Annotated in this window: 19 protein-coding genes and 3 pseudogenes; 19 read left to right on the top strand and 3 right to left on the bottom strand. The window is 61.9% G+C overall.

The genetic code is table 11. From position 1 onward, the window contains the following. Positions 1-30: 30 nt before the first annotated feature. A pseudogene (locus IG169_RS11225) lies at positions 31-532 on the top strand (aldehyde dehydrogenase family protein); the annotation flags it as partial. Next, positions 532-711: a hypothetical protein gene (locus tag IG169_RS11230; RefSeq protein ID WP_193176304.1), complete on the top strand. Its 180-nt coding sequence runs from the start codon at positions 532-534 to the stop codon at positions 709-711. The pseudogene IG169_RS11225 and the gene IG169_RS11230, both read left to right, overlap by 1 nt. A 110-nt stretch (positions 712-821) precedes the next feature. On the opposite strand, the gene IG169_RS11235 is transcribed toward IG169_RS11230, so the two are convergent. The 3 genes from IG169_RS11235 to IG169_RS11245 are packed head-to-tail and all read right to left on the bottom strand — an operon-like array spanning position 822 to position 4,322. Then, on the bottom strand, positions 822-1,250 hold the full coding sequence (locus IG169_RS11235) for a diol dehydratase small subunit (protein ID WP_193176305.1): 429 nt from the start codon (positions 1,248-1,250) through the stop codon (positions 822-824). Next, positions 1,250-3,529 (bottom strand): propanediol/glycerol family dehydratase large subunit, encoded by a 2,280-nt coding sequence (locus tag IG169_RS11240; protein WP_193176306.1) that lies wholly within the window; start codon positions 3,527-3,529, stop codon positions 1,250-1,252. Before IG169_RS11240 ends, IG169_RS11235 begins: the two co-directional genes overlap by 1 nt. Before the next feature lie 34 nt (positions 3,530-3,563). Then, the gene (locus IG169_RS11245) at positions 3,564-4,322 is read right to left on the bottom strand and encodes a DeoR/GlpR family DNA-binding transcription regulator (protein WP_193176307.1); all 759 of its coding nucleotides are present in this window, start codon (positions 4,320-4,322) and stop codon (positions 3,564-3,566) included. 144 nt (positions 4,323-4,466) lie between these two features. Here IG169_RS11245 and IG169_RS11250 point away from each other — a divergent pair, with 144 nt between their 5' ends. The 17 genes and pseudogenes from IG169_RS11250 (at position 4,467) to IG169_RS11330 (ending at position 19,485) form a co-directional block, all read left to right on the top strand. Continuing rightward, entirely contained in the window at positions 4,467-5,747 is a 1,281-nt protein-coding gene (locus tag IG169_RS11250) for an aminotransferase class III-fold pyridoxal phosphate-dependent enzyme (RefSeq protein ID WP_193176308.1), read from the top strand. Beyond that, complete coding sequence (locus tag IG169_RS11255; protein WP_193176309.1) at positions 5,744-7,285, top strand: aldehyde dehydrogenase family protein; 1,542 nt, start codon at positions 5,744-5,746, stop codon at positions 7,283-7,285. Before IG169_RS11250 ends, IG169_RS11255 begins: the two co-directional genes overlap by 4 nt. Continuing rightward, positions 7,282-7,893, top strand: a complete 612-nt coding sequence (locus IG169_RS11260; protein ID WP_193176310.1) for a BMC domain-containing protein — start codon at positions 7,282-7,284, stop codon at positions 7,891-7,893. The genes IG169_RS11255 and IG169_RS11260 overlap by 4 nt, the downstream gene beginning before the upstream one ends. Then, positions 7,893-8,315 (top strand): hypothetical protein, encoded by a 423-nt coding sequence (locus tag IG169_RS11265; protein ID WP_193176311.1) that lies wholly within the window; start codon positions 7,893-7,895, stop codon positions 8,313-8,315. Before IG169_RS11260 ends, IG169_RS11265 begins: the two co-directional genes overlap by 1 nt. Further along, positions 8,312-8,566, top strand: coding sequence for a EutN/CcmL family microcompartment protein (locus IG169_RS11270; RefSeq protein WP_193176312.1), 255 nt, complete (start codon positions 8,312-8,314; stop codon positions 8,564-8,566). Before IG169_RS11265 ends, IG169_RS11270 begins: the two co-directional genes overlap by 4 nt. A 12-nt stretch (positions 8,567-8,578) precedes the next feature. After that, entirely contained in the window at positions 8,579-8,863 is a 285-nt protein-coding gene (locus tag IG169_RS11275; protein WP_193176313.1) for a BMC domain-containing protein, read from the top strand. Positions 8,864-8,897: 34 nt separating this feature from the next. Further along, positions 8,898-9,527, top strand: a complete 630-nt coding sequence (locus IG169_RS11280) for a microcompartment protein (RefSeq protein ID WP_193176314.1) — start codon at positions 8,898-8,900, stop codon at positions 9,525-9,527. 56 nt (positions 9,528-9,583) lie between these two features. Then, on the top strand, positions 9,584-10,726 hold the full coding sequence (locus tag IG169_RS11285; protein WP_193176315.1) for an ABC transporter substrate-binding protein: 1,143 nt from the start codon (positions 9,584-9,586) through the stop codon (positions 10,724-10,726). A gap of 138 nt (positions 10,727-10,864) precedes the next feature. Beyond that, the gene (locus IG169_RS11290; protein ID WP_343225641.1) at positions 10,865-11,875 is read left to right on the top strand and encodes an ABC transporter ATP-binding protein; all 1,011 of its coding nucleotides are present in this window, start codon (positions 10,865-10,867) and stop codon (positions 11,873-11,875) included. Further along, positions 11,872-12,726, top strand: a complete 855-nt coding sequence (locus IG169_RS11295) for an ABC transporter permease (RefSeq protein WP_193176317.1) — start codon at positions 11,872-11,874, stop codon at positions 12,724-12,726. Before IG169_RS11290 ends, IG169_RS11295 begins: the two co-directional genes overlap by 4 nt. After that, positions 12,726-13,538 carry an ABC transporter permease gene (locus IG169_RS11300; protein ID WP_193176318.1) on the top strand — a complete coding sequence of 271 codons (813 nt, stop codon included), beginning with the start codon at positions 12,726-12,728 and terminating at the stop codon, positions 13,536-13,538. The genes IG169_RS11295 and IG169_RS11300 overlap by 1 nt, the downstream gene beginning before the upstream one ends. A gap of 30 nt (positions 13,539-13,568) precedes the next feature. Continuing rightward, entirely contained in the window at positions 13,569-14,339 is a 771-nt protein-coding gene (fabG, locus tag IG169_RS11305) for a 3-oxoacyl-ACP reductase FabG (RefSeq protein WP_193176319.1), read from the top strand. Positions 14,340-14,357: 18 nt separating this feature from the next. Next, on the top strand, positions 14,358-15,371 hold the full coding sequence (locus IG169_RS11310) for a phosphotransferase enzyme family protein (protein ID WP_246717326.1): 1,014 nt from the start codon (positions 14,358-14,360) through the stop codon (positions 15,369-15,371). 16 nt (positions 15,372-15,387) lie between these two features. Further along, a pseudogene (locus IG169_RS11315) lies at positions 15,388-15,510 on the top strand (cysteine hydrolase family protein); the annotation flags it as partial. A gap of 86 nt (positions 15,511-15,596) precedes the next feature. Then, positions 15,597-16,960, top strand: a protein-coding gene (locus IG169_RS11320; protein ID WP_246717328.1) for an IS3 family transposase whose coding sequence is annotated in 2 segments (ribosomal slippage) — positions 15,597-15,944 and positions 15,947-16,960 — 1,362 coding nt in all. Because the reading frame shifts where the segments join, the coding sequence is not laid out codon by codon here. Positions 16,961-17,046: 86 nt separating this feature from the next. Continuing rightward, a pseudogene (locus IG169_RS11325) lies at positions 17,047-17,805 on the top strand (N,N-dimethylformamidase beta subunit family domain-containing protein); the annotation flags it as partial. 39 nt (positions 17,806-17,844) lie between these two features. Then, complete coding sequence (locus tag IG169_RS11330) at positions 17,845-19,485, top strand: N,N-dimethylformamidase beta subunit family domain-containing protein (protein WP_193176371.1); 1,641 nt, start codon at positions 17,845-17,847, stop codon at positions 19,483-19,485. The last annotated feature ends 193 nt before the right edge of the window (positions 19,486-19,678 follow it).

The raw sequence follows: 19,678 nt of genomic DNA on the forward strand, positions 1-19,678 counted from the left end.
TCCGTTGCGAGCGTAGAGAGGGCGTCCTGGGGCGACCCGGCTGGCGAGGTGGTGCTGGGCGCGCTGGTCACCCCCGAGGCGGGCGCTAAGATGGAGGCGCTGATCTCCGACGCCCCCGCCAGGGGCGGCGCGTTGCGGCGAGCGGCACGGTCGAGGGCGCGCTCTGTGCAGAACCCTGCTCGACGGGGTAACGCCCGGAATGCGTCTATGCCGAGGAAAGCTTCGGTCCGGTCAAATCGGTCATCCGCGTTGCCGATACAGAGGAGGCGATCCGCATCGCCAATGACACCGAATACGGGCTCTTCGCCGCGGTATTCAGCCAGAACATCACACGTGCGCTGGACGTGGCCAACCGGCTTCAGAGCGGGATCTGTCACATCAATGGGCCGACCGTGTCGGACGAACCGCAGATGCCGTCGGTGGCGTCAAAGCCTCAGGTTTCGGGCGGTTCGGTGGCAAGGCCGCGATCCAGGAATTCGCCGTCCTGCGCTGGATCACCGTCGAGGATCCGAAACAGCATTACCCGTTCTGATGGGCAAAGGGTCAGGGTCGGCGAGGGCGGCGGCGTTGATTACCAGGGCGTCGAGCGGACTCGGCGCGCATGTCGGTCAGGTGCTGGCGGGCGCGGGCTACTACGCTCTTGCGGCCGATGTCGTCCGCCAATGGTGCGAAAAAAACCGGAAATACGGAACGTTCCTGACCGAGACGTAGTGATCATTGATTAGAGCGACACTGTCATTATGAACAACCTGCCGGCGCACAAGGCCGCCGGCGTTCGCAACGCGACCGATGATACAGTCTCGCCTCCATGACCCGTATTGCTAAAAGCGTAGCTGAAACAGACCCCGGCGTTCGTAGAGAGCTGCCGCTTCTCTGACGAACGCGGCTAGCCGATGCGCCTGGTATTCCGAAGCAAAACGCTCCGCCATGCGCTCGAGCTCTGCAGCAGATCGCGCTCGGCCCGGACGCAACAGTTCATAAATCCGCATGATCTCGTCTTGCGGCAGGCGGGTCATCTCCGCCGCGCGCTCGAAATTCTCCGCAAGGGATGCGCGCCCGACGGAACGGGCAATCTCGGCCTGCTGCAAGAGGGCTGCGGGCGTGATCCGAAGATCTTCCATGTGCAGGTCGCCATTCGCCGCCGCCTCGAGCGTAAGGGCGTCGAGCGATTTGCCCCGCTGCCCCGTAATGCGTTCGGGTGACTTTTCGGCCATGGGGTAGTTACGGGCGGTCAGGGGAGGATTTCGCATTAGCCTTGCTCCAGAAAATCGATGGTGATCTCTTCGGGAGCGGCATCTGGCTCGGTCATCGCGGTTTCGATCGCGTAGGAAAGCGCGACGCGAGCGTGGTAGCGTGCGCCCAGCGCCTCGCCCCTGGTCGGCACGACGACAGGTTCCGGCAGGCTGCCACTTGCGTGGACCGTCGCATTGAAACCCAATGTCTCGTAATGGGCGAGCGTGGTAATTGGCGCGTTGGAGAAAAGCTCCAGATTGTTATGCGGCAACCGGTCCTTCTGGTGAATGACAGTGGTGCCCTTAGACTGGATGCCGATTCCGACACCCGAGCCCGACAACCGCGCCGCGCTGAGCCCGAGGAAGGAGGTGTCGGCGGTATGGTGCAATCGGACGACCCGCATGCTACCGCCGCCACGCGCGATTCCGTCGCCTATGGCGCGCACGACTTCGCTGAGGCGATGTCCAGCAAGCGTGCGGAAGATTTTCGTCCCGAAGCCCGGGCTAATCCCCACGACGATTTCGCCTCGATCTGTCCCGGGTACGGCTCGCCCCATTATCCGGTACCGTATGGCGCGGGCTTCCATCTGCTCGCTCGCCGCTTCCGTGCGAAGAACCTCGTCGCGTGTCAGCACGTCGCGGATCGCGGCCAACTCCTTGCGCCGTGCATCGTTCAAGCGGTAGCCGGTGCCTGGCCCGACATAGTCGTTGGGATCGTTGATCGCGCTGAGCACGCGCCCTTCGCGCACGATCGCCGAGGTCTGCAGGTAGTCGCCCGAGATACGCAGCTTGACGAGGAAAAGGAGGTTCCGCGCCTCCTCGACGAAGCCGCCGCGATCGAGGGACCGGATGACATCGAGCACGGTGATACCCTTCGCCTTTATCTCCTCGCTGATGAGCGCCACATCGCGGGGCTGGAAGCTCTCGGTTTCGTTCGAGCCCGAGGCGACGGCGACCGAGCGCTTCATGGCTTCGGTCGTTTCGGCCAGCCCGAGATCCTTCAGCACATGGGACAGCGCATCGATGGCACGGCGGCGGAGGTCGAGCGCGCTCGCGTCCTCGATTGAGGTCAGCCCGCCATCGGCCTCGAAGTCGCGCTGCAGGACAAGAAACTCTTCCAGTTCCTCGCCGTTGAACGAGGACGGATTGAAAGAGTTGTCGTATTTCAGGATGCTTCCGAATCCCGAACAAATGAGATCCGATCCGCCGATGAGGAACGGCAGGATCTTGGCGGCTACGCGCATATCGGACTCGGAATGCCGCGCATCGTTGCCCGAGGCGCATTCGAGATCGAGCCAGACCGCGATCAGGTTTTCAGCCATGATCTCGCGTACGCCGCCGGGGATCGAAGCGGCCAAGGGCGCGCCGTCGATGCCGCCGTTCTGCGTGCCTTGCGACCCCATCCCACGCTGCAAGCAAAGGCAGCGGGCCTCGAGGTAAAGTAGCGACTTCGCTTCGTGAAATCCCATCAGCAGTTCCGCCGCCGCGCCGGAGGTGCAGCGCATCTTGATACCGCGCGAGGCATAGGCGGCGGTTAGCCAGGCCTTGGACCACGGCGTATCGTCTCCGTCGATGAAGGCGCTTTCCGTACCATATACGGAAACCGTCTCGGCATAGGAGGTGAAGCCTGCCATGCCGATCTCGAGTTCTTCGGCCTCCTCGCTCGAGCACTGGAACAGCGTGCCAGCGCGGCCGACTGCGGAACCCACGCAACACGCGAGCGCGTTCGACCAGGAATTGCGCGCGACGCGCATCGTGGTCTCGATCTCGTCGAAGCCGAGCGCGACCGCGATCGCGGCGTCGGCGGCCAGTTGCAAGGGATCATCCTTAGCGTTCGTAACATGCGCCTGATTGCCGGGGGTGCGGCGCGCGCGCATCTTGGAATAGGCGAAAGCGATTTCCATCGCATTCAGTTCGGCTACCGCCTCGGCGAGTTTCGCGGGTGTCAGGCCGCGTGCGAGCCGGGTGAGCTCCGTACGCGGCACGTTCACGTCGACCAGCATCCGGGCAAGCTGAGTCGATGGGATCGCCATCGCCTCTTCCGCGATCGCGGGGTCGATATGATAGGTGGCGATGAAGGCGTCGATCATGTCGAAGTCCTTCGCGGCGACACCGTCCATTGCCATAACCTTACCGCCCGAGATCTTCAGTCCCGGCTTTGGATCCGCCGCGCCCGCAAACGCCGCGAAGCCGTTTTCGGGGTCTTCGGCGGCGAACTGGTCAAGTCGCAGGGCGCGATCGTCCCAATCGTCGAACCTTCTCCAGCGATTGGCAGCGAAGTTTCGGCTTTCGCTCATCTTTCCAGTTCCTTCGTAGTCGCGGCACGGCGAATCAGTCCCAGATTACGTCGGCCCCGCGTTGCCGGATCGCATCGAGCAGCCAGGCCGTAGGTGCTTTTTCCGAAATCAGGCTGACGGTTCTGTCCCAGCCGACGATCTGTTGAAGCGACCTGTTTCCGTATTTCGACGAGTCTGCCAGAATCAGCGTCTCGTCGGCGCAGTCGATCATCGCGGAGTAGACCTGCGCCGCATGCAGAAGCGCCTCGCTCACACCTTCTTTGTCGATCCCGGACGCGCCCATGACAGCGATCGGAGTACGAAACTGCCGGATACATTTCAGTGTCTCGGCTCCGTGAACCAATCCTTCCTTCGGCTCGACGATGCCGGGCAGGGCCATCACCTGGATGAGCGGGTTCGTTGACAGTTCGGTGGCGATGCTGAAGGCGGGGGTAAGCACGGTCAAAGGGCGCTCGATGGAACGCAGGGCGCGCGCGAAATGCAGCGTCGTGGCGCCGCCGCCGACGAACAGGCTTCGCGCTTCGCCGATGCGCGCGATCGCGGTCCGGGCAATCTTCTCGCGCTCCTGGATGTGCAGCTTCAGGCGTTCCGCCAAGGCCGGCTCAAACGTCTTCGTGCGCACCGCGCCCCCGTAGGTGCGCTTGATCCGGCCGGTCTCGTCCAGTTCCGTCAGGTCCCGGCGGACTGTCTCCGCTGAAACGCCGAGTCGCTCGGCGAGTTCGTTCACGCGGATCGACGGATTGATTTCAAGCACGCTGAGAATCTGATCGTGCCTTCGCGTCTTTTTCGACATTTGGGGCCTGCCTTCTGATTCGTGCCTACCAACGATATTGGGTTTGATAAAAAATATCCAAAGAAAAATGCCCGATATCGGGCAAAACATGTTGCAAGTCAAAAATTCGATGTTAGCATCCGGGTGACTTCACAGGGGAAGCGCGTGTTCAATTACGGATATTTCGCCTTTGACTCCAAGGAGGACCTGCTCCGGAAAGCGGCCGAGTTCTGGAATCCGGGCAAGGTCAATTTCTGGACGGAAGCCGGAACGCCGATGGTCATCGACCGGCGCGAGGGCTATTTCCTTTACGACATGACGGGCAAGCGCCTGATCGACCTGCACCTGAATGGCGGGACCTACAATTTCGGACACCGTCATCCCGAACTGGTGGAAGTGCTGAAATCCGGCCTCGACTATTTCGACATGGGCAACCACTGGTTCCCGTCCGTGGCGCGCGCCGCTTTCGCCGAGAAACTGGTCCAGACCGCGCCGCACATGAAATACGCGATCTTCGGCGCCGGCGGCGCCGAGGCTGTCGAGATTGCGCTGAAGACCGCGCGCTACGCGACCAAGCGCAAGAAGATCGTCTCGATCATCAAGGGATATCACGGCCATTCCGGCCTGTCGGTCGCCACCGGCGACGAGCGGTTTTCCAAGATCTTCCTCTCCGACCGGCCCGACGAGTTCATCCATGTTCCCTTCAACGACGCCGATGCTCTCGAGGACGTGCTCAAGAAGGGCGATGTGGCGGCCTTCATCATCGAAACGATCCCGGCGACCTACGGCTTTCCGCTTCCCAAGGACGGCTATCTGAAGGCCTGTCAGGATTTGTGCCGCAAATACGGCACCAAGTTCATTGCCGACGAGGTGCAGACCGGTCTCATGCGCACCGGCGTGATGTGGGGCTGGCAGGGCTACGGACTCACGCCCGACATCTTCGTCTGCGGCAAGGGGCTTGGCGGCGGGATCTACCCGATCAGCGCCTGCCTCGTGAACGAGGAGTGCGGCGGCTGGCTGGTGGAAGACGGCGCGGCCCATATCAGCACCTCGGGCGGCGCCGAACTCGGCTGTCTCGTCGGCCATCACGTGCTGGAGATGCTGCAACGGCCCGAGGTCATCTCGAACGTGCATTTCGTCGCCGAGTTCTTTGCGCAGGGCATGGCCGAAATGATGCGGCGGCACAGCGATGTCTTCGTCGGCGTCCGTCAAAGGGGCGTCGTGCTCGGGCTCGAATTCGACCATCCCGAGGGGGCGGTCGCCGTGTCGCGCGCGCTATATGAAAACGGGGTCTGGGCGATCTTCTCCTCGCTCGACAAGCGCGTGCTGCAGTTCAAACCGGGCGTCGTTCTGGACGTCGATCTCTGTCAGGAGATCCTCGACCGCTTCGACGCCGCGATGCCGCGTGCGCGGCAGCTTCTGAAATCGGGCAGGCGGGCGGCATGAACGAACACGTGACAATGGATGCGCCGCGTCTGTCGGTCCCCGACCGGGCTATCTCGAGTGCCCGCATGAAGGTCGAGCGCGCCGCCTGGGCCGCGCGCTACTACCGGAACTTCAGCCGCGAGGCCGTGCTGGCCATAGCCGAGGCCGTCGCGCGTGCCGGCTACGAGAAAGCGGGGCATTTCGCCGATCTCGCTGTCGCGGAAACCGGTTTCGGCGTGGTCGAGCACAAGAAGATCAAGAATGAGCTCTGTACGCACGAGCTTCTGGACTACTACCGGGACATGGATCTGGTCACGCCCCGGATCGACAAGGAACGCAAGATCGTGGAGCTGCCAAAACCGGCAGGCGTCGTCTTTGCCTTGGCGCCCGCGACCAATCCGGTAGCCACGGTCTACTACAAGGCGATGCTGGCGATCCTGAGCCGGAATGCCATAGTCATAAGCCCGCACCCCGTGGCGAAGTCGGTTTCGGCCGCGGCCGCGCGGCTTCTGGCCGAGGCGGCTGAGGCGGCTGGCGCGCCCTCCGGCCTAATCCAGTGCGTCGAGGAGCCGTCGATCCCGCTGGTGCAGGACATCATGTCTTCCGACCGGATCAACGTCATCGTCGCGACGGGCGGCACCGCGATGGTCCGCGCCGCCTATTCCTCGGGCAATCCGGCGCTCGGCGTGGGGCCGGGCAACGCTGTCGCCTATGTCGACACCACCGCCCGCGCCGATGCCGCCGCGCGCTGCCTTGTGGAGAGCAAGAGCTTCGACAATTCGATCCTGTGCACCAATGAAAGCGTTGTCCTGACGCTGGATCAGAACCGCGGCAACATGGAGCGCGCGCTGCGTACCGCGGGGGCTCATGTCTGCAACGAGGCCGATACGGACCGGCTGCGCGACTATCTTTTTGGCGGACACGGGATCAACCTCGAAGCCATCGGAAAGAGCGCGGCCTGGATCGCGGAACGCGCAGGCATCCGCGTCAGCCCCTCGGCCAAGATACTCGTCCCCGTCGTGGCCACGCCGGGGCAGGACGATTTTCTTTTCCGCGAAAAGCTTTGCCCGGTGCTGACGCTGACCTCGGCTGTCGATTTCCAGCAAGCGCTGACCTTCGCCAAGCACACCGCGCGGCGCGGTGCCGGTCACTCGGCGGCCTTCCACGGCGAGGACACCGCGAGGCTCGTCCGCTATTCACAGGAGATGCCGGTCTATCGCGTCGTCGTGAACGCACCCTGTTCGCAGGGCGCGGCCGGCTTCGCGACCTATCTGCCACCTTCTTTCACCATCGGTACGGGTTTCGCCGGACGTTCCTCGATCGGCGAAAATCTGGGGCCCCACCATCTCGTCCAGTGGACGCGGATCGCCTACGGTAAAGAGGTGCCGGCCGATCTGCACGAGATCGACCTGAGCACGGTCTCTTCCGACCGCTCAGCCCCGCGAGACCTTGCAGTCGCCACGCCTCCTGCCGGGCGGGAGCCTTCTGGTTTCAGTCGCGATGATCTGCGCCAGCTCATTCTCGAGGAATTGCGCAGCCTTAATGGGGCAGGGAAATGACTGAGTTGCGGGCCTCCATCTTCATTGACCAGCTTCAGCCGCAGACGCTGGCCTATATCGCCACCTGGATGCGCGGGACGCTGCCGCGGCTTCGAATGGCGGCGCAGATCGTCGAGATCGCGCCGGGCCTCGATGTCGAGGTGCTGACCGACACGGTGCTAAAAAGCGCCGATGTGCATGCCGGGCTTCTCGTGGTCGAACGCCAGTTCGGCACGCTGCAGTTCCATTCCCGCTCCACCGCAGAGGTGCAGGCAGGCGCGGCAGCGATCCTCGAAGCCCTGGGCAAGACCTCGGACGATGTCGCGCCGCCGAAGATACTCGCCTCCAAGCTCGTAACCAATGTGAGCGACCAGCACGCGTTTCTCATGAACCGCAACAAGCTCGGCTCGATGGTGCTCGGCGGCGACAGCATCTATCTGCTCGAATGCCAGTCGGCCGCCTACGCGATCCTCGCCTGCAACGAGGCAGAGAAAGAGGCGGACGTGAAACTTATCGACATGCGCATGATCGGCGCCAACGGACGGCTCTACCTGGCCGGGACCGAGGCCGACGTGCGCAATGCAAGAAACGCGGCCGAAGGCGCGTTGCGCGATGCAGGAGCGTCTTGATGTCGGCACTCAGGGACGAAATCCGCGCCATCCTGCGCGAGGAGATCGCTGCGCTGCGCGGAAATGCGGCGTCCCCGGCGCCGCAGGTCGAGCGGGTCCGCATTGGCTCGACCGCCGAGTTGAACCGTTTCGCGCAGGAACTCGTCCGGCGCGCTGCATCGGCCGATTTCGCGGCACGGGTAACGGGGGGCGAACTGACCTTCGAGTTGTCCGAAGCGCCGTTGATTGGCGCACCGATCGTCTCCGGCCCGGCGAGCAAGCCGCCTGGTACGATCGACAAGGCGCTCGTCACCGAACGCGACATCGCCGGACTTGGCGATGGGGTACGCAGCCTGCGGCTCGGTCCGCGAAGCCGGTTGACGCCGCTCGCGCGCGACGAGGCCCGGCGCAGGGGCATCAGGATCGAAAGGGCTGAGAAATGATACAAGGCCGCGTCATAGGCAAGATCTGGTCGTCGCGCCGTGTCGACTCGCTACCGGCCGGAGCGCTTCTGGAAGTCGAAACCGAGGGTGGCGCCAAGCTGATCGCCTTCGACCCATTGGGCTGCAACACCGGGGAGGCGGTTCTCGTCACTCAGGGTTCGGTGGCCGCGGGATATTTCAAGGGCAAGACCGCGCCGGTCGACGCCCTGATCATCGGCTCAATCGACGAAGAAAATGTCAGCAAAGCATGAAGGAACAAACTCATGGCTAACCAGGCAATCGGAATGATCGAAACCAAGGGCTACGTACCGGCGCTTTCCGCAGCGGATGCGATGGTCAAGGCGGCAAACGTGGAGATCGTTGCACGCAACGAAGTGGGCGGCGGGCTCGTGTCGGTCGTCGTGCGCGGCGATGTCGGCGCGGTCAAGGCTGCGACCGAAGCAGGCGCGGAGGCGGCAAGCCAAGTCGGCGAGGTGACCGCCGTTCACGTTATCCCGCGTCCGCATGCGGATCTCGGCAAGCACTTCACGGCTGCGGCCGTGAAGTGAAACGGTACGGCGCGCACAGGGGGATGAACAGGATATGACCGAACTTCGCGTCTATCTGCCGATCGAGGATCTGCAGCCGCAGTTTGCGGCCTATCTTTCCTCGCCTCTGCGCGCGCGGGCTTACCCGCCGTTTCGAGGGCAGAACTCGCTTATCATCGAGGTCGCCCCGGCGCTCAGCATTCACCGCATCACCGATCTGGCGCTGAAGGTGGCGCCGGACATGGAACCCGGCATTCTCTTCACCGAGCGCCAGTTCGGGCTTCTCGAACTGCATGCCGACGACATGGCCGATCTGCATTCCGCCGGACAGGCGATCCTGAAGGGAATCGGCGCGAAGCCGGAGGACCAACTGGCTCCGAAGATTCTCTACCACGACATCATCGAGGACCTGTCGGATCAGCATGCGATCATTCTCAACCGCTCGCGCGACGGCTCGATCCTGGTGCCGGGCGTCGCGCTTCTGATCTACGAGATGACGCCCGCCCTGTTTGCCTGCGTCGCGGCCAACGAAGCGGAAAAGGCCGCGCCGAACGCCACGCTTAACGATGTCCAGATGATGGGCGCGACGGGAAGAATTTTCATGTCCGGCAAGCTCGAAGACATGAAGGCGGCCCGTGACCGTATCACGGAGGCTCTAAAGAAAATCAAAGGCCGCTCCACCTGATTGGAGTGCAAAAAGAAGGGGAGAACCCCCGAAAAAAACACAACAGGGAGAAGGACATGACCAACAAACTATCCAGAAGGCAATTTATCGGCCGGACCGCGGCACTTGCAGGTCTGGCCGCAGCCGGTCCGATCAGCCCCGCATTTGCCGGACGCACGGATCGTATGAACATCCTGTGCTGGGAAGGCTACAACTCGGACCAGGTTCTCGGCCCCTTCCGCAAGGCTCATCCCGCCGCGACGGTGCGTGCCGAAAGCGGTACCTCCGACCCCGACATGATCAACAAGCTCCGTGCGGGGGAGACCTCAGTCTGGGATCTCATCAATGTCAACCAGCCCTGGGCACGCGACCAGCTCTACCCCGAAAAGCTCATCAAGCCGCTGAACAAGGAGCGGTTCTTGCCCTATTTTGAGAAGATGCTGCCCGATTTCTCGACCCCGCCCTATCGGCTGGCTTTCGCCGACGACGGCAACCTGATCGGGATGCCGCAGCGTTACGGTCCGTTCAGCTTCGTCGTCAACACCGACGTTATCAGCCGCGAGATGGCCGAGGACCAGGGCTGGAACCTGTTCCTCGATCCGGCGATGAAGGACAGGTTCGGCGTGCTGACCTATGATAACTGGAACGTCATCCACATGTGCCTGACCGCGGGGCTGAATCCGTTCGCTCCGGTCGAAGGCGCTGATGTCGAGAAGTTCCGCGAGACGGCGAAGACCATCTTCGGCGGCTCCAAGCTCCTGACCGACGACCTCGTAGCGATGAACACCGCGCTCATCAACGGCGAAATCGACGCCTACTTCACTGGCGGCACATATACCGCTTCGCCCGCCCGGTTCGACGGGGCGACGAATGTCCGCGGCATCACGCCAAAATCAGGCCCGGTCGACGGCAAGGGCGGTTGCGTCTGGATCGAGCTGACCTCGGCCGTCAACAATCCCGACCCGAGCGATCTGGCCGAAGAATTCCTCGAATTCGTACAGACGCCCGAGATCGCCAAGGCCGTGGCCTTCACCGAAGGCACATACAATCCGGTCGCCCAGATGGGCAATCCGGAAGTGATGGCGCAGTTCGATAAGGACGAACTCGACGCGATCCAGATGGACAGCCTGGAAGAAGAGATGGCGCGCTCGCTCGATTACAGTGTCGTGGCCTCTTATGACACGTTGATCGACATCTACACGCAAGAACGCCGTTCTTGAATCGAAAGGCTCCGGGGCGTGTTTCACCGCCCCGGAGCCGCCGGAACGAAAACTGGAACTCTATAAGGTTGGCGAATGGGCTCTCCGGGACTTCTGCGCCTGCGCGGCGTTGTTAAGAGATTTGGATCCTTCACCGCAGTGAGGGATATCGATCTCGACATCGTCGAGGGTGAGTTTTTCACGATCGTGGGACCGTCGGGCAGCGGCAAGTCCACGTTGATCCGCCTGCTCGTCGGGATGGACGAGGTCACTGAAGGCGAAATCTGGCTGCGCGACAAGCGGATCGACAAGACGCCCGCCAATCTCAGGCCGACCTGCATGGTCTTTCAGTCGCTCGCGCTGTTTCCGCACATGACAGTCGGGCAGAACATCGAATTTCCGCTCAAGCTCAGGAAGGAACCGCAAGACAAGCGGCGCGCCCGCGCCGAGGAACTGCTGGACCTCCTGCGCCTGCCGCGATCCTACTACGACAAGCGAATATCCCAATGCTCCGGCGGTGAACGGCAACGTGTCGCCCTTGCGCGCGCGCTGGCCTTCGATCCGGAGATCCTGTTCTTCGACGAACCCTTGTCAGCGCTCGACTACCGCCTGCGCAAGACACTGGAAAAGGAATTGAAGGACCTTCACGCCCGCACTGGCAAGACCTTCGTTTACATCACCCATTCGCTGGAAGAGGCGATGGTGATGTCCGACCGGATCGCCATCATGAAAGAGGGCAGGTTCGAACAGATCGCGGTGGCCGATGAGATCTACAGCGCCCCGGTCAGCCGCTTCGTGGCGGAATTCATGGGCGAGGTAAATCTATTCCCGCTGAGCGCCGGCGCGGATGGCAGGATCGCGAGCGACGCGCTGTCGGTCCGTCCGGGCATGCGGCTGTCGCAACTGACGCCCGGGAGCGGCGGTCTTCTGATGGTGCGGCCCGAATATGTGCGACTGGCCGGCGACGCTGACGGATTCGACTTTTCGCTGAAGGGCATTGTGCACGGCGAATACGCTCTCGGCTCGCGGATTCAATATGAGATCGAGACGGTGAACGGTATGGTCACGGTCGAAAAGTTGCGGGAAGATCGCCTGACTGCGACCGAGGGGCAGACCTTAGTACTCGGATTCAACGCCGAAAACACTCACTTCATCGGTGAGGCGGCATGAACAGGCTCGATGGTAGGCTGGGATTCCTGTCGGCGCTGCCACTAGTGCTCGTTCTGCTGTTGTCGTTCCTGGCGCCGATGGCGGTGGTCGCGCTTTTCTCGGTGATGCCGCAAAAAGTCTTTTCGATTGCGAATATGCCTGATTTCTCCGCCTATTCGCTGTTCTTTTCGCAAGGTTACTACAAGTCGCTGCTCTGGTCGCTCGGCATGGCACTTACCGCAACGATAATACTTTTGCTGATCTGCTGGCCGCTGGCTTATGCCATGGCCAAGGTCTTCGGGCGGTTCGGCTTAGTTCTGACGGTCGCCGTGGTGATGAGCCTTTTCGTGTCGGAAAACATCCGGCTTTTTGGCTGGGTGCTGACGCTGATGAAGGGCGGGCTGATCGAAGGGCATCTGCGTGCCTGGACCGGTCTCAGCTTCGAAAGCCCGCTCTATGACGTGCCGATCATCATATTCGGGCTGGTCTATGTCTATCTGCCCTTTATGCTTTTCCCGCTCGCGCAGGGGATCGCAATGGTGCCGGACGACACGCGGCAAGCGGCCTATGACCTCGGCGCGTCGCGCTCGCAGGTGTTGTGGCAGATTGAGGTACCGTTGGCGGCTCCGGGCATCGTGGTGGGTTCGCTCCTGACCTTCGTCCTTGCAGCCGGAGCGCTGGCAGAATCCAAGATCCTTGGGGGGCAGGCGGTGATTGCAATCGCCGACGATATTGAGACCGCATTCACCTTCGGCCAGAACTGGCCGCTTGGATCTGCTCTGTCGATGATACTTATCGTCATCATCGGGGGGCTTGCGCTCTTCGGTGTGTCGAAAGTCGATCTCGACGCGATTATGGGGAGGAAACGCTGATGCCAACCAGCCGCTCGACCCGGATTGTCCTTTACGTCTATGGCGTTCTGGTGATCGCGTTCCTCTACATCCCGCTCGTGTCGGTGGGCTTCGCCTCTGTCTCGAAGGCCCGCTACCTAACTTTTCCGATCAAGCGCTACTCAACGAAATGGTATGGGGAGGCGCTTGGAAGCAGCACTGTCAGCGAATTGCTGACGACTTCCATGACAGTGGCTGTCCTGGTGACCGTCATCTCTGTCGTCGTCGCCTTCTTTGGGGCGCTGGCCTTCGCCCGCTATCATTGGCGTTTCCGCACGACGTTCCAGAAACTGATCCTCCTGCCGATCTTCTTTCCGCAGACGGTTCTCGGGCTAGCGCTTCTGATGTGGTTCAACTCGCTGGGCATCATTCCGACCTGGAAAACCGCGGTGGTGGCGCATCTGGTCTGGATCGCGCCCATCGCCACGCTGATCGTTGCAATACGCGCCTACAGCTTCGATCCCGCGCTGGAGGAGGCCGCCCGCGACATGGGGGCGGGCACCTTCACCATTCTGCGCGAGATCACGCTGCCGCTTCTCATGCCGGGACTGGTGTCGGCGGGTCTTTTCGCCTTCCTGCTCAGCTGGGGCAATTTCCCGTTGTCGCTGTTCACCACAGGCGCGGATTCGACGCTGCCGGAGTGGCTCTACGCCAAGATGGTATCGGGTTACTCGCCGCTGGTGCCGACACTCGGCGTCATGTCGGTCGTCGGATCCTTCGTCCTGATCATCGCGGCCTTCGCGGTGGCCAGGCTTCTGCGCGCCAACAAGGAAACGAGCGCCGTCCAAGACTGAAACAGAGCAAACCGTTGGGAGGACATAAGCATGCTCACGTCATTGCAAGGAAAAAGCGTCATCGTCACAGGCGGCTCCAAGGGCATCGGCCGCGGCATAGCCACGGTCTTCGCGCGCCAGGGGGCCAAGGTCACGATCGCGGCACGCCACGAAGACGAACTGAAGAAAGCCGCTGAAGAAATCGAGGGCGAGGTCCGCTACGAGATCTGTGATGTCTCTGACTGGGATTCGGTCAGAGAGATGGCGGACAGCGTCGCTGCGGCGCAAGGAGGGCTTTATGTGATGTGCGCCAATGCCGGCGCCTTTCCGCAAACCAAGATCGTCGACATGGATCCGGCCGAATGGGACCGCGTGATGGCAACGAATCTCCGCTCGGCCTTTCTTTGCGTAAAAGCGGCGATTCCGCATTTCGAGAAAGCCGGCAAGGGCCGCGTCGTGCTGACCTCGTCGATCACCGGGCCGATCACCGGCTTTCCCGGCTGGTCGCATTACGGTGCATCGAAGGCCGGCCAGCTCGGTTTCCTCAAGACGGCGGCGATGGAGCTTGCGCGCTACAAGACGACGATCAACGCCGTGATGCCGGGCAACATTTACACCGAAGGGCTTCAGGATCTCGGGCAGGACTACCTCGACACGATGGCCGCCTCGATCCCCCTCAAGCGGCTGGGTGACGTGGAAGACATCGGCAATGCGGCGCTGTTCTTCGCCTCCGACGAGGCGGGCTATATCACCGGCCAGCAGATCGTGGTCGACGGCGGTCAGATCATTCCCGAATCCCTGGAAGCCATCGCCGAAATCTGACCGTAGAAGGAGGACGCAATGTCAGGTTCCGACATGCCGTTGGAAGAAATGCTGCGCCATCTGGACCGGCTGGCCCAGTCCTCGCTGTCGCTTTGGGACATGCCGGAGGGGGCGAAGGCGCGGCTCATCAACGTTTCCGAGAACGCGACCTATCTCGTCGAGGCTCCTGGCGGCTACAAGTCGGTGCTGCGTATCCACAGGGAGAATTACCACACCCACCGGTCTATCGAATGCGAACTTGCCTGGCTCGAGGCGCTGGACAGCGCGGGTGTGGTGACGACGCCCGGCGTCCATATGGGGCGCAATGGCGACCCTATCCAGGAAGGGCATATCGACGGACTTCCTGCGCCGCGCTTCATGGTTCTCTTCCATTTCGTCGAGGGAGAGGCACCCGACGAGACGGGCGACTTGACTGCGGGCTACGAAGAACTCGGCGCGATCGCCGCGCGCTGCCATGACCACGTGATCAGTTGGCAGAAACCCGACGATTTCCGGCGCCTGACCTGGGATGAGGAAGCCGTCTTCGGTCGCAAGGCGACTTGGGGTGACTGGCGCGACGCGCCCGAAGTCACGCCGGATGTCGCCAGGGTGCTGGAAGAGGTGGAACGGACGGTGCGCGCCCGGCTCGATGGCTTCGGCAAGGCACCCGACCGCTTCAACCTGATCCATGCGGACATGCGGCTTGCGAACCTGCTCATCGACGATACGGGCACCCGGCTCATCGATTTCGACGATTGTGGCTGGGGCTGGTTCCTCTACGACTTCGCCGCCTCGATCAGCTTCATCGAGGACGACCCGCGCATCCCCGAGCTCAAGGCCGCCTGGGTCCGCGGATATCGCTCGGTCCGGACCTTGGGCGTGGTGGAGGAAGCCGAGATCGACACCTTCGTCATGATGCGGCGGATGGCCCTCCTGGCTTGGATCGGCAGCCATATCGAAGCGCCCGAACCTCAGGCGCTGGCCCCCGGTTTTGCAGCTACCACCGCGCGGCTCGGGCAGGACTACCTGGAAAGGATGGGTGTACCGGCCTGAAAGGGGAAACCGGAATATGCAGAACTGGAAGAAGGCGTTTCGCAGTTTTTACTACGAGACGGCCGAGGACCCCGAGGACATCGCGCTGGTCCGCGAGCGCACCGCGGTTCTCGTCATCGATATCCAGAATACCTATCTTGTGTTCCCCGTCAGCGCCTATGGCCCAGATTTGAGGTTGTGATTTAAGGAGGATTTGGGCTTCGTCGCAGTGACGAAGGAACGAAGATGAAGCCCAAATCCTCCAATGCAAAATCGTCGACAAAGCCCCCCGCAGAGCGGGTGGTGAAGGACATCCGGCGACAGGCACGGCGCCACTTCTCTGCCGAGGACAAGATCCGCATCGTACTGGAAGGTCTGCGTGGTGATGACAGCATCGCCGAGCTTTGCCGCAAGGAAGGCATTGCCCAGAGCCTGTATTACACCTGGTCGAAAGAGTTCATGGAGGCCGGCAAGCGGCGCCTTGCGGGTGACACCGCTCGTGCCGCCACCACCGGCGAGGTGCAGGACCTTCGCCGCGAAGCCCGCGCCCTAAAGGAATGCGTGGCCGACCTGACGCTGGAAAACCGGTTGCTGAAAAAAAGCATGATCGCGGATGGGGGCGACGACGAATGAGGTATCCCGCATCCGAGAAGCTCGAGATCATCAGGATCGTCGAGCAGTCGCACCTGCCCGCCAAGCGCACGCTGGACCAACTCGGCATTGCCCGCCGAACCTTCTACCGCTGGTACGACCGCTATCTCGAGGGCGGGCCGGAAGCGCTGGAGGATCGGCCATCGGCACCAAGCCGGGTGTGGAATCGTATCGCGCCCGAGGTGCAGGACCAGATCGTCGAGATGGCCTTGGAACACAGCGAGCTGTCACCGCGCGAATTGGCTGCGCGCTTCACCGACGAGAAACGCTACTTCGTGTCGGAAGCCACGGTTTACCGTCTGCTCAAAGCCCATGATCTGATCACCAGCCCGGCCTACACGGTAATCAAGGCAGCCGATGCGTTCCACACCAAGACCACGCGCCCGAACGAGATGTGGCAGACCGACTTCACCTACTTCAAGATCATCGGGTGGGGCTGGATGTATCTGTCGACCGTGCTCGACGACTTCTCGCGCTACATCATCGCCTGGAAGCTGTGTACCAACATGCGCGCCGAGGACGTCACCGACACGCTGGACCTTGCCCTCAAGGCCTCAGGCTGCGACAGCGTCACCGTACTGCACAAGCCCCGGCTGCTGTCGGACAATGGCCCGAGCTACATCGCCGGTGAACTGGCCGAATACATCGAGGCCCGGAAAATGAGCCATGTGCGCGGTGCCCCGTGTCACCCGCAGACCCAGGGCAAGATCGAACGTTGGCACCAAACCCTGAAGAACCGCATCCTGCTGGAAAACTACTTCCTGCCCGGCGATCTCGAGGCCCAGATCGAGGCCTTCGTCGAGCACTACAACCACCAGCGTTATCACGAGAGCTTAAACAACGTGACGCCCGCCGATGCCTACTTCGGCAGGGCTCCAGCGATCATCAAACAGCGAGAAAGGATCAAGCGACAGACTATCGAATATCGGCGCTTGCAGCACCGCACGCTCGCCGCCTAACATAAACCCCCAGACGAAGCCCGCACTCCGCTAATCTACGCCGCGAGTTGTGCCGAATGTTCTGACGACGGACAAAGCCATATCAGGCCATCATCACGCCGACGCATGAGGAGTATTCCACGCTCAACATGATGAACGCGCTGATGGCCTACCAGAATGCGGGCGGTCGACATCTCTGCCTCGGCGCGAATTCCTTCTACTGGCGCTGCGCCTTCCATCCTCAGGCGCCGCAGGCTCTCGAAGTTCGTCGAGGAATGGCCGGTACTCGAACATGGGAGTCGCAGTCAGGCGAGGTCCATTTGGCGGGTACGGGCGAACCCGGCTCGTTGTGGCGGCACAGCGGCTTTGCACCCCAGGCTCTGGTCGGCGTGGGCTTCGACGCAACAGTCTATGACCATGCCGGCTACTACATGACGACGCCCGAAGCGAGAGACCCGCGTGTTGCCTTCATCATGGACGGTATCTCCGATGGAAAGCCGATTGGCGACTATGGAGCTCGTGTCGGTGGAGCGGTCGGCATCGAGACTGACCGGGCGGATTTCGATTTGGGCACACCCGAGCACGCCCTGGTGATCGCGACCTCGCATGGCCTTGGTCCAGGCGCTCTGCCGACGCTCGAGGAAATTCGGACGATGTCGCATGGTCTTGACGGCGAACAGAATAACCTTGTCCGGGCGGACATGCTGTTCTTCGAGACAGCAAATGGCGGGGCCGTATTCTCAACGGGATCGATCTCCTACGCCCTCTCCTTGAGCCACAACAATTACGACAACGAGATCCGCACGATAACGCGACGCGTCACGGATCGATTCCTGGATCCAACTCCCTTCTCCATTCCGGAGTAACGCAACTTGGCAAGAAATTCCTCGTTCACCCCGCCCGAAATGGGTGATTTCAACCGGCGTCCCGCCAGGACCGTGCCGATGCATGGCGATCATTCCTGGCAGGCCTTCCCCTGGTATGACGCGCCTCACAACGATCCGGCATTTCCTGAGGTGCACGTCTACACTGACGCCATGTCGTATGATCCGGGCGACGAGATTGCGTTTCACGCCAGCTCTACGGCCCAAACATGGTCCATGACGATCTACCGTGACGGCTACGAACCCCTCACGGTGATGGAAGAGCGTGAGTTTGCGGGGGTGTTCCACCCGATGCCGGAAGCCAGCTACCGCGATGGGTGCGGCTGGCCGGTAGCGTTTCGATGGAAGCTTCCCGACGACATCCAGTCGGGCTTCTACCGTGTCGTGTCGACATGCGACCGACCCAGTGGCGGGCGCTTTGTCCAGCACCACTATTTCGTCGTCCGTCCGTCCGATCGGATGCCGCGTGCGCAGATGCTGTTGATCCTGCCTACCAGCACGTGGATCGCCTACAATGACTGGGGTGGCGCCAACTATTATTTCGGCGCCGCCGGTCCGGATAAGGACAGGCCGTCGCCGGTGCTCAGCACCCAGCGTCCCTGGACGCGCGGCATGGTTTGGCTGCCGCCCGGGGCTCCTCGGATCTGTGCGGACCCGACCCCTGAAATGGGTGATGCGCCGCGCTACCCAATGAAGGAGTTCGCCTATGCGAACGGCTTCGGGCAGTTCTACGCCGCGGCCGGTTGGGCACAGTTCGACCGGCACTTCGTGGTGTGGGCCGAACGCGAGGGTTATACCCTCGACATGCTCACGCAGTCGGATCTGCACTTTAAGCCGGATCTGCTGGATCACTATTCCTGCGTTGTGATCGTGGGGCATGATGAATACTGGACGCGCGAGATGCGCCTGGCCATGGAGGCCTATGTCGAGAAGGGGGGCAACCTCGCACGCTTCGGCGCCAATTTCCTATGGCAGGTGCGGCTGGAGAACGACGGTACCCAGCAGGTATGCTACAAGTTCATGGCTGCGGAAGAGGATCCTGTCCGAGATACCGACCAGGCTCACACGCTGACAACGGCCTGGGAAGACAAATCGATTGCCTGGCCCGGCGCATCGACAGTAGGCGTGAACGGCATGCATGGCATGTGTGTCTCCTGGGGAGGCTTTGCTCCAGGTGGCCAGAAGGGTTTCACCGTATACCGGCCGGAACACTGGGCTTTCGAAGGGACCGGGCTGCATTACGCGGATGTGTTCGGCGAGAAGGCCCGCATCTTCGCCTACGAGGTCGACGGGCTGGACTATACGTTCCGTCATGGCTTCCCCTATCCCGTGCCGGGTCCGGGCATTCCGGAATCGATTCAGATTCTCGCGATGGCACCGGCACTGCTTATGGAAGATGAGCCGGTGGGCGAGGGTTTTCGGTATTACGTGCGCGATTTCCAGCACAGGGGACTCGTCAAGGCCGCCACCGGTGGCCAGGAGCAGGCCGATCTGGACCGATACGCGCATGGGTCCGGGATGATGGTTCACATGACGCTCGGCGATGGAGAAGTATTGACTGCAGCAACGTGCGAATGGGTCATGGGTCTGAAGCGGGAAGATCCCTACACGCAGAAGATCACGCGCAACATCCTCGATCGCTTTATCGCCAAAGGCGCCTGAAAACGCGCCCGAACCCAGCCGGCGGAGTTCAGGTTGTGACCTGAGGTTCCGCCGGCTGTTTCAAAGCTGAACGCAGGCTTCGGCCTCGACGCTCCCTTTACCTGCGCCGGAAACAGGTGCCCGCTTCGGGCTTCCAACGACGCCCGTCTCCTTAAGAAAAGCGTGTTTTGCACTTGCAGCAGACCGCGTGCGA

This window comes from Oricola nitratireducens, assembly GCF_014904745.1.
In the GTDB taxonomy this organism is placed as follows: Bacteria; Pseudomonadota; Alphaproteobacteria; order Rhizobiales; family Rhizobiaceae; genus Oricola; species Oricola nitratireducens.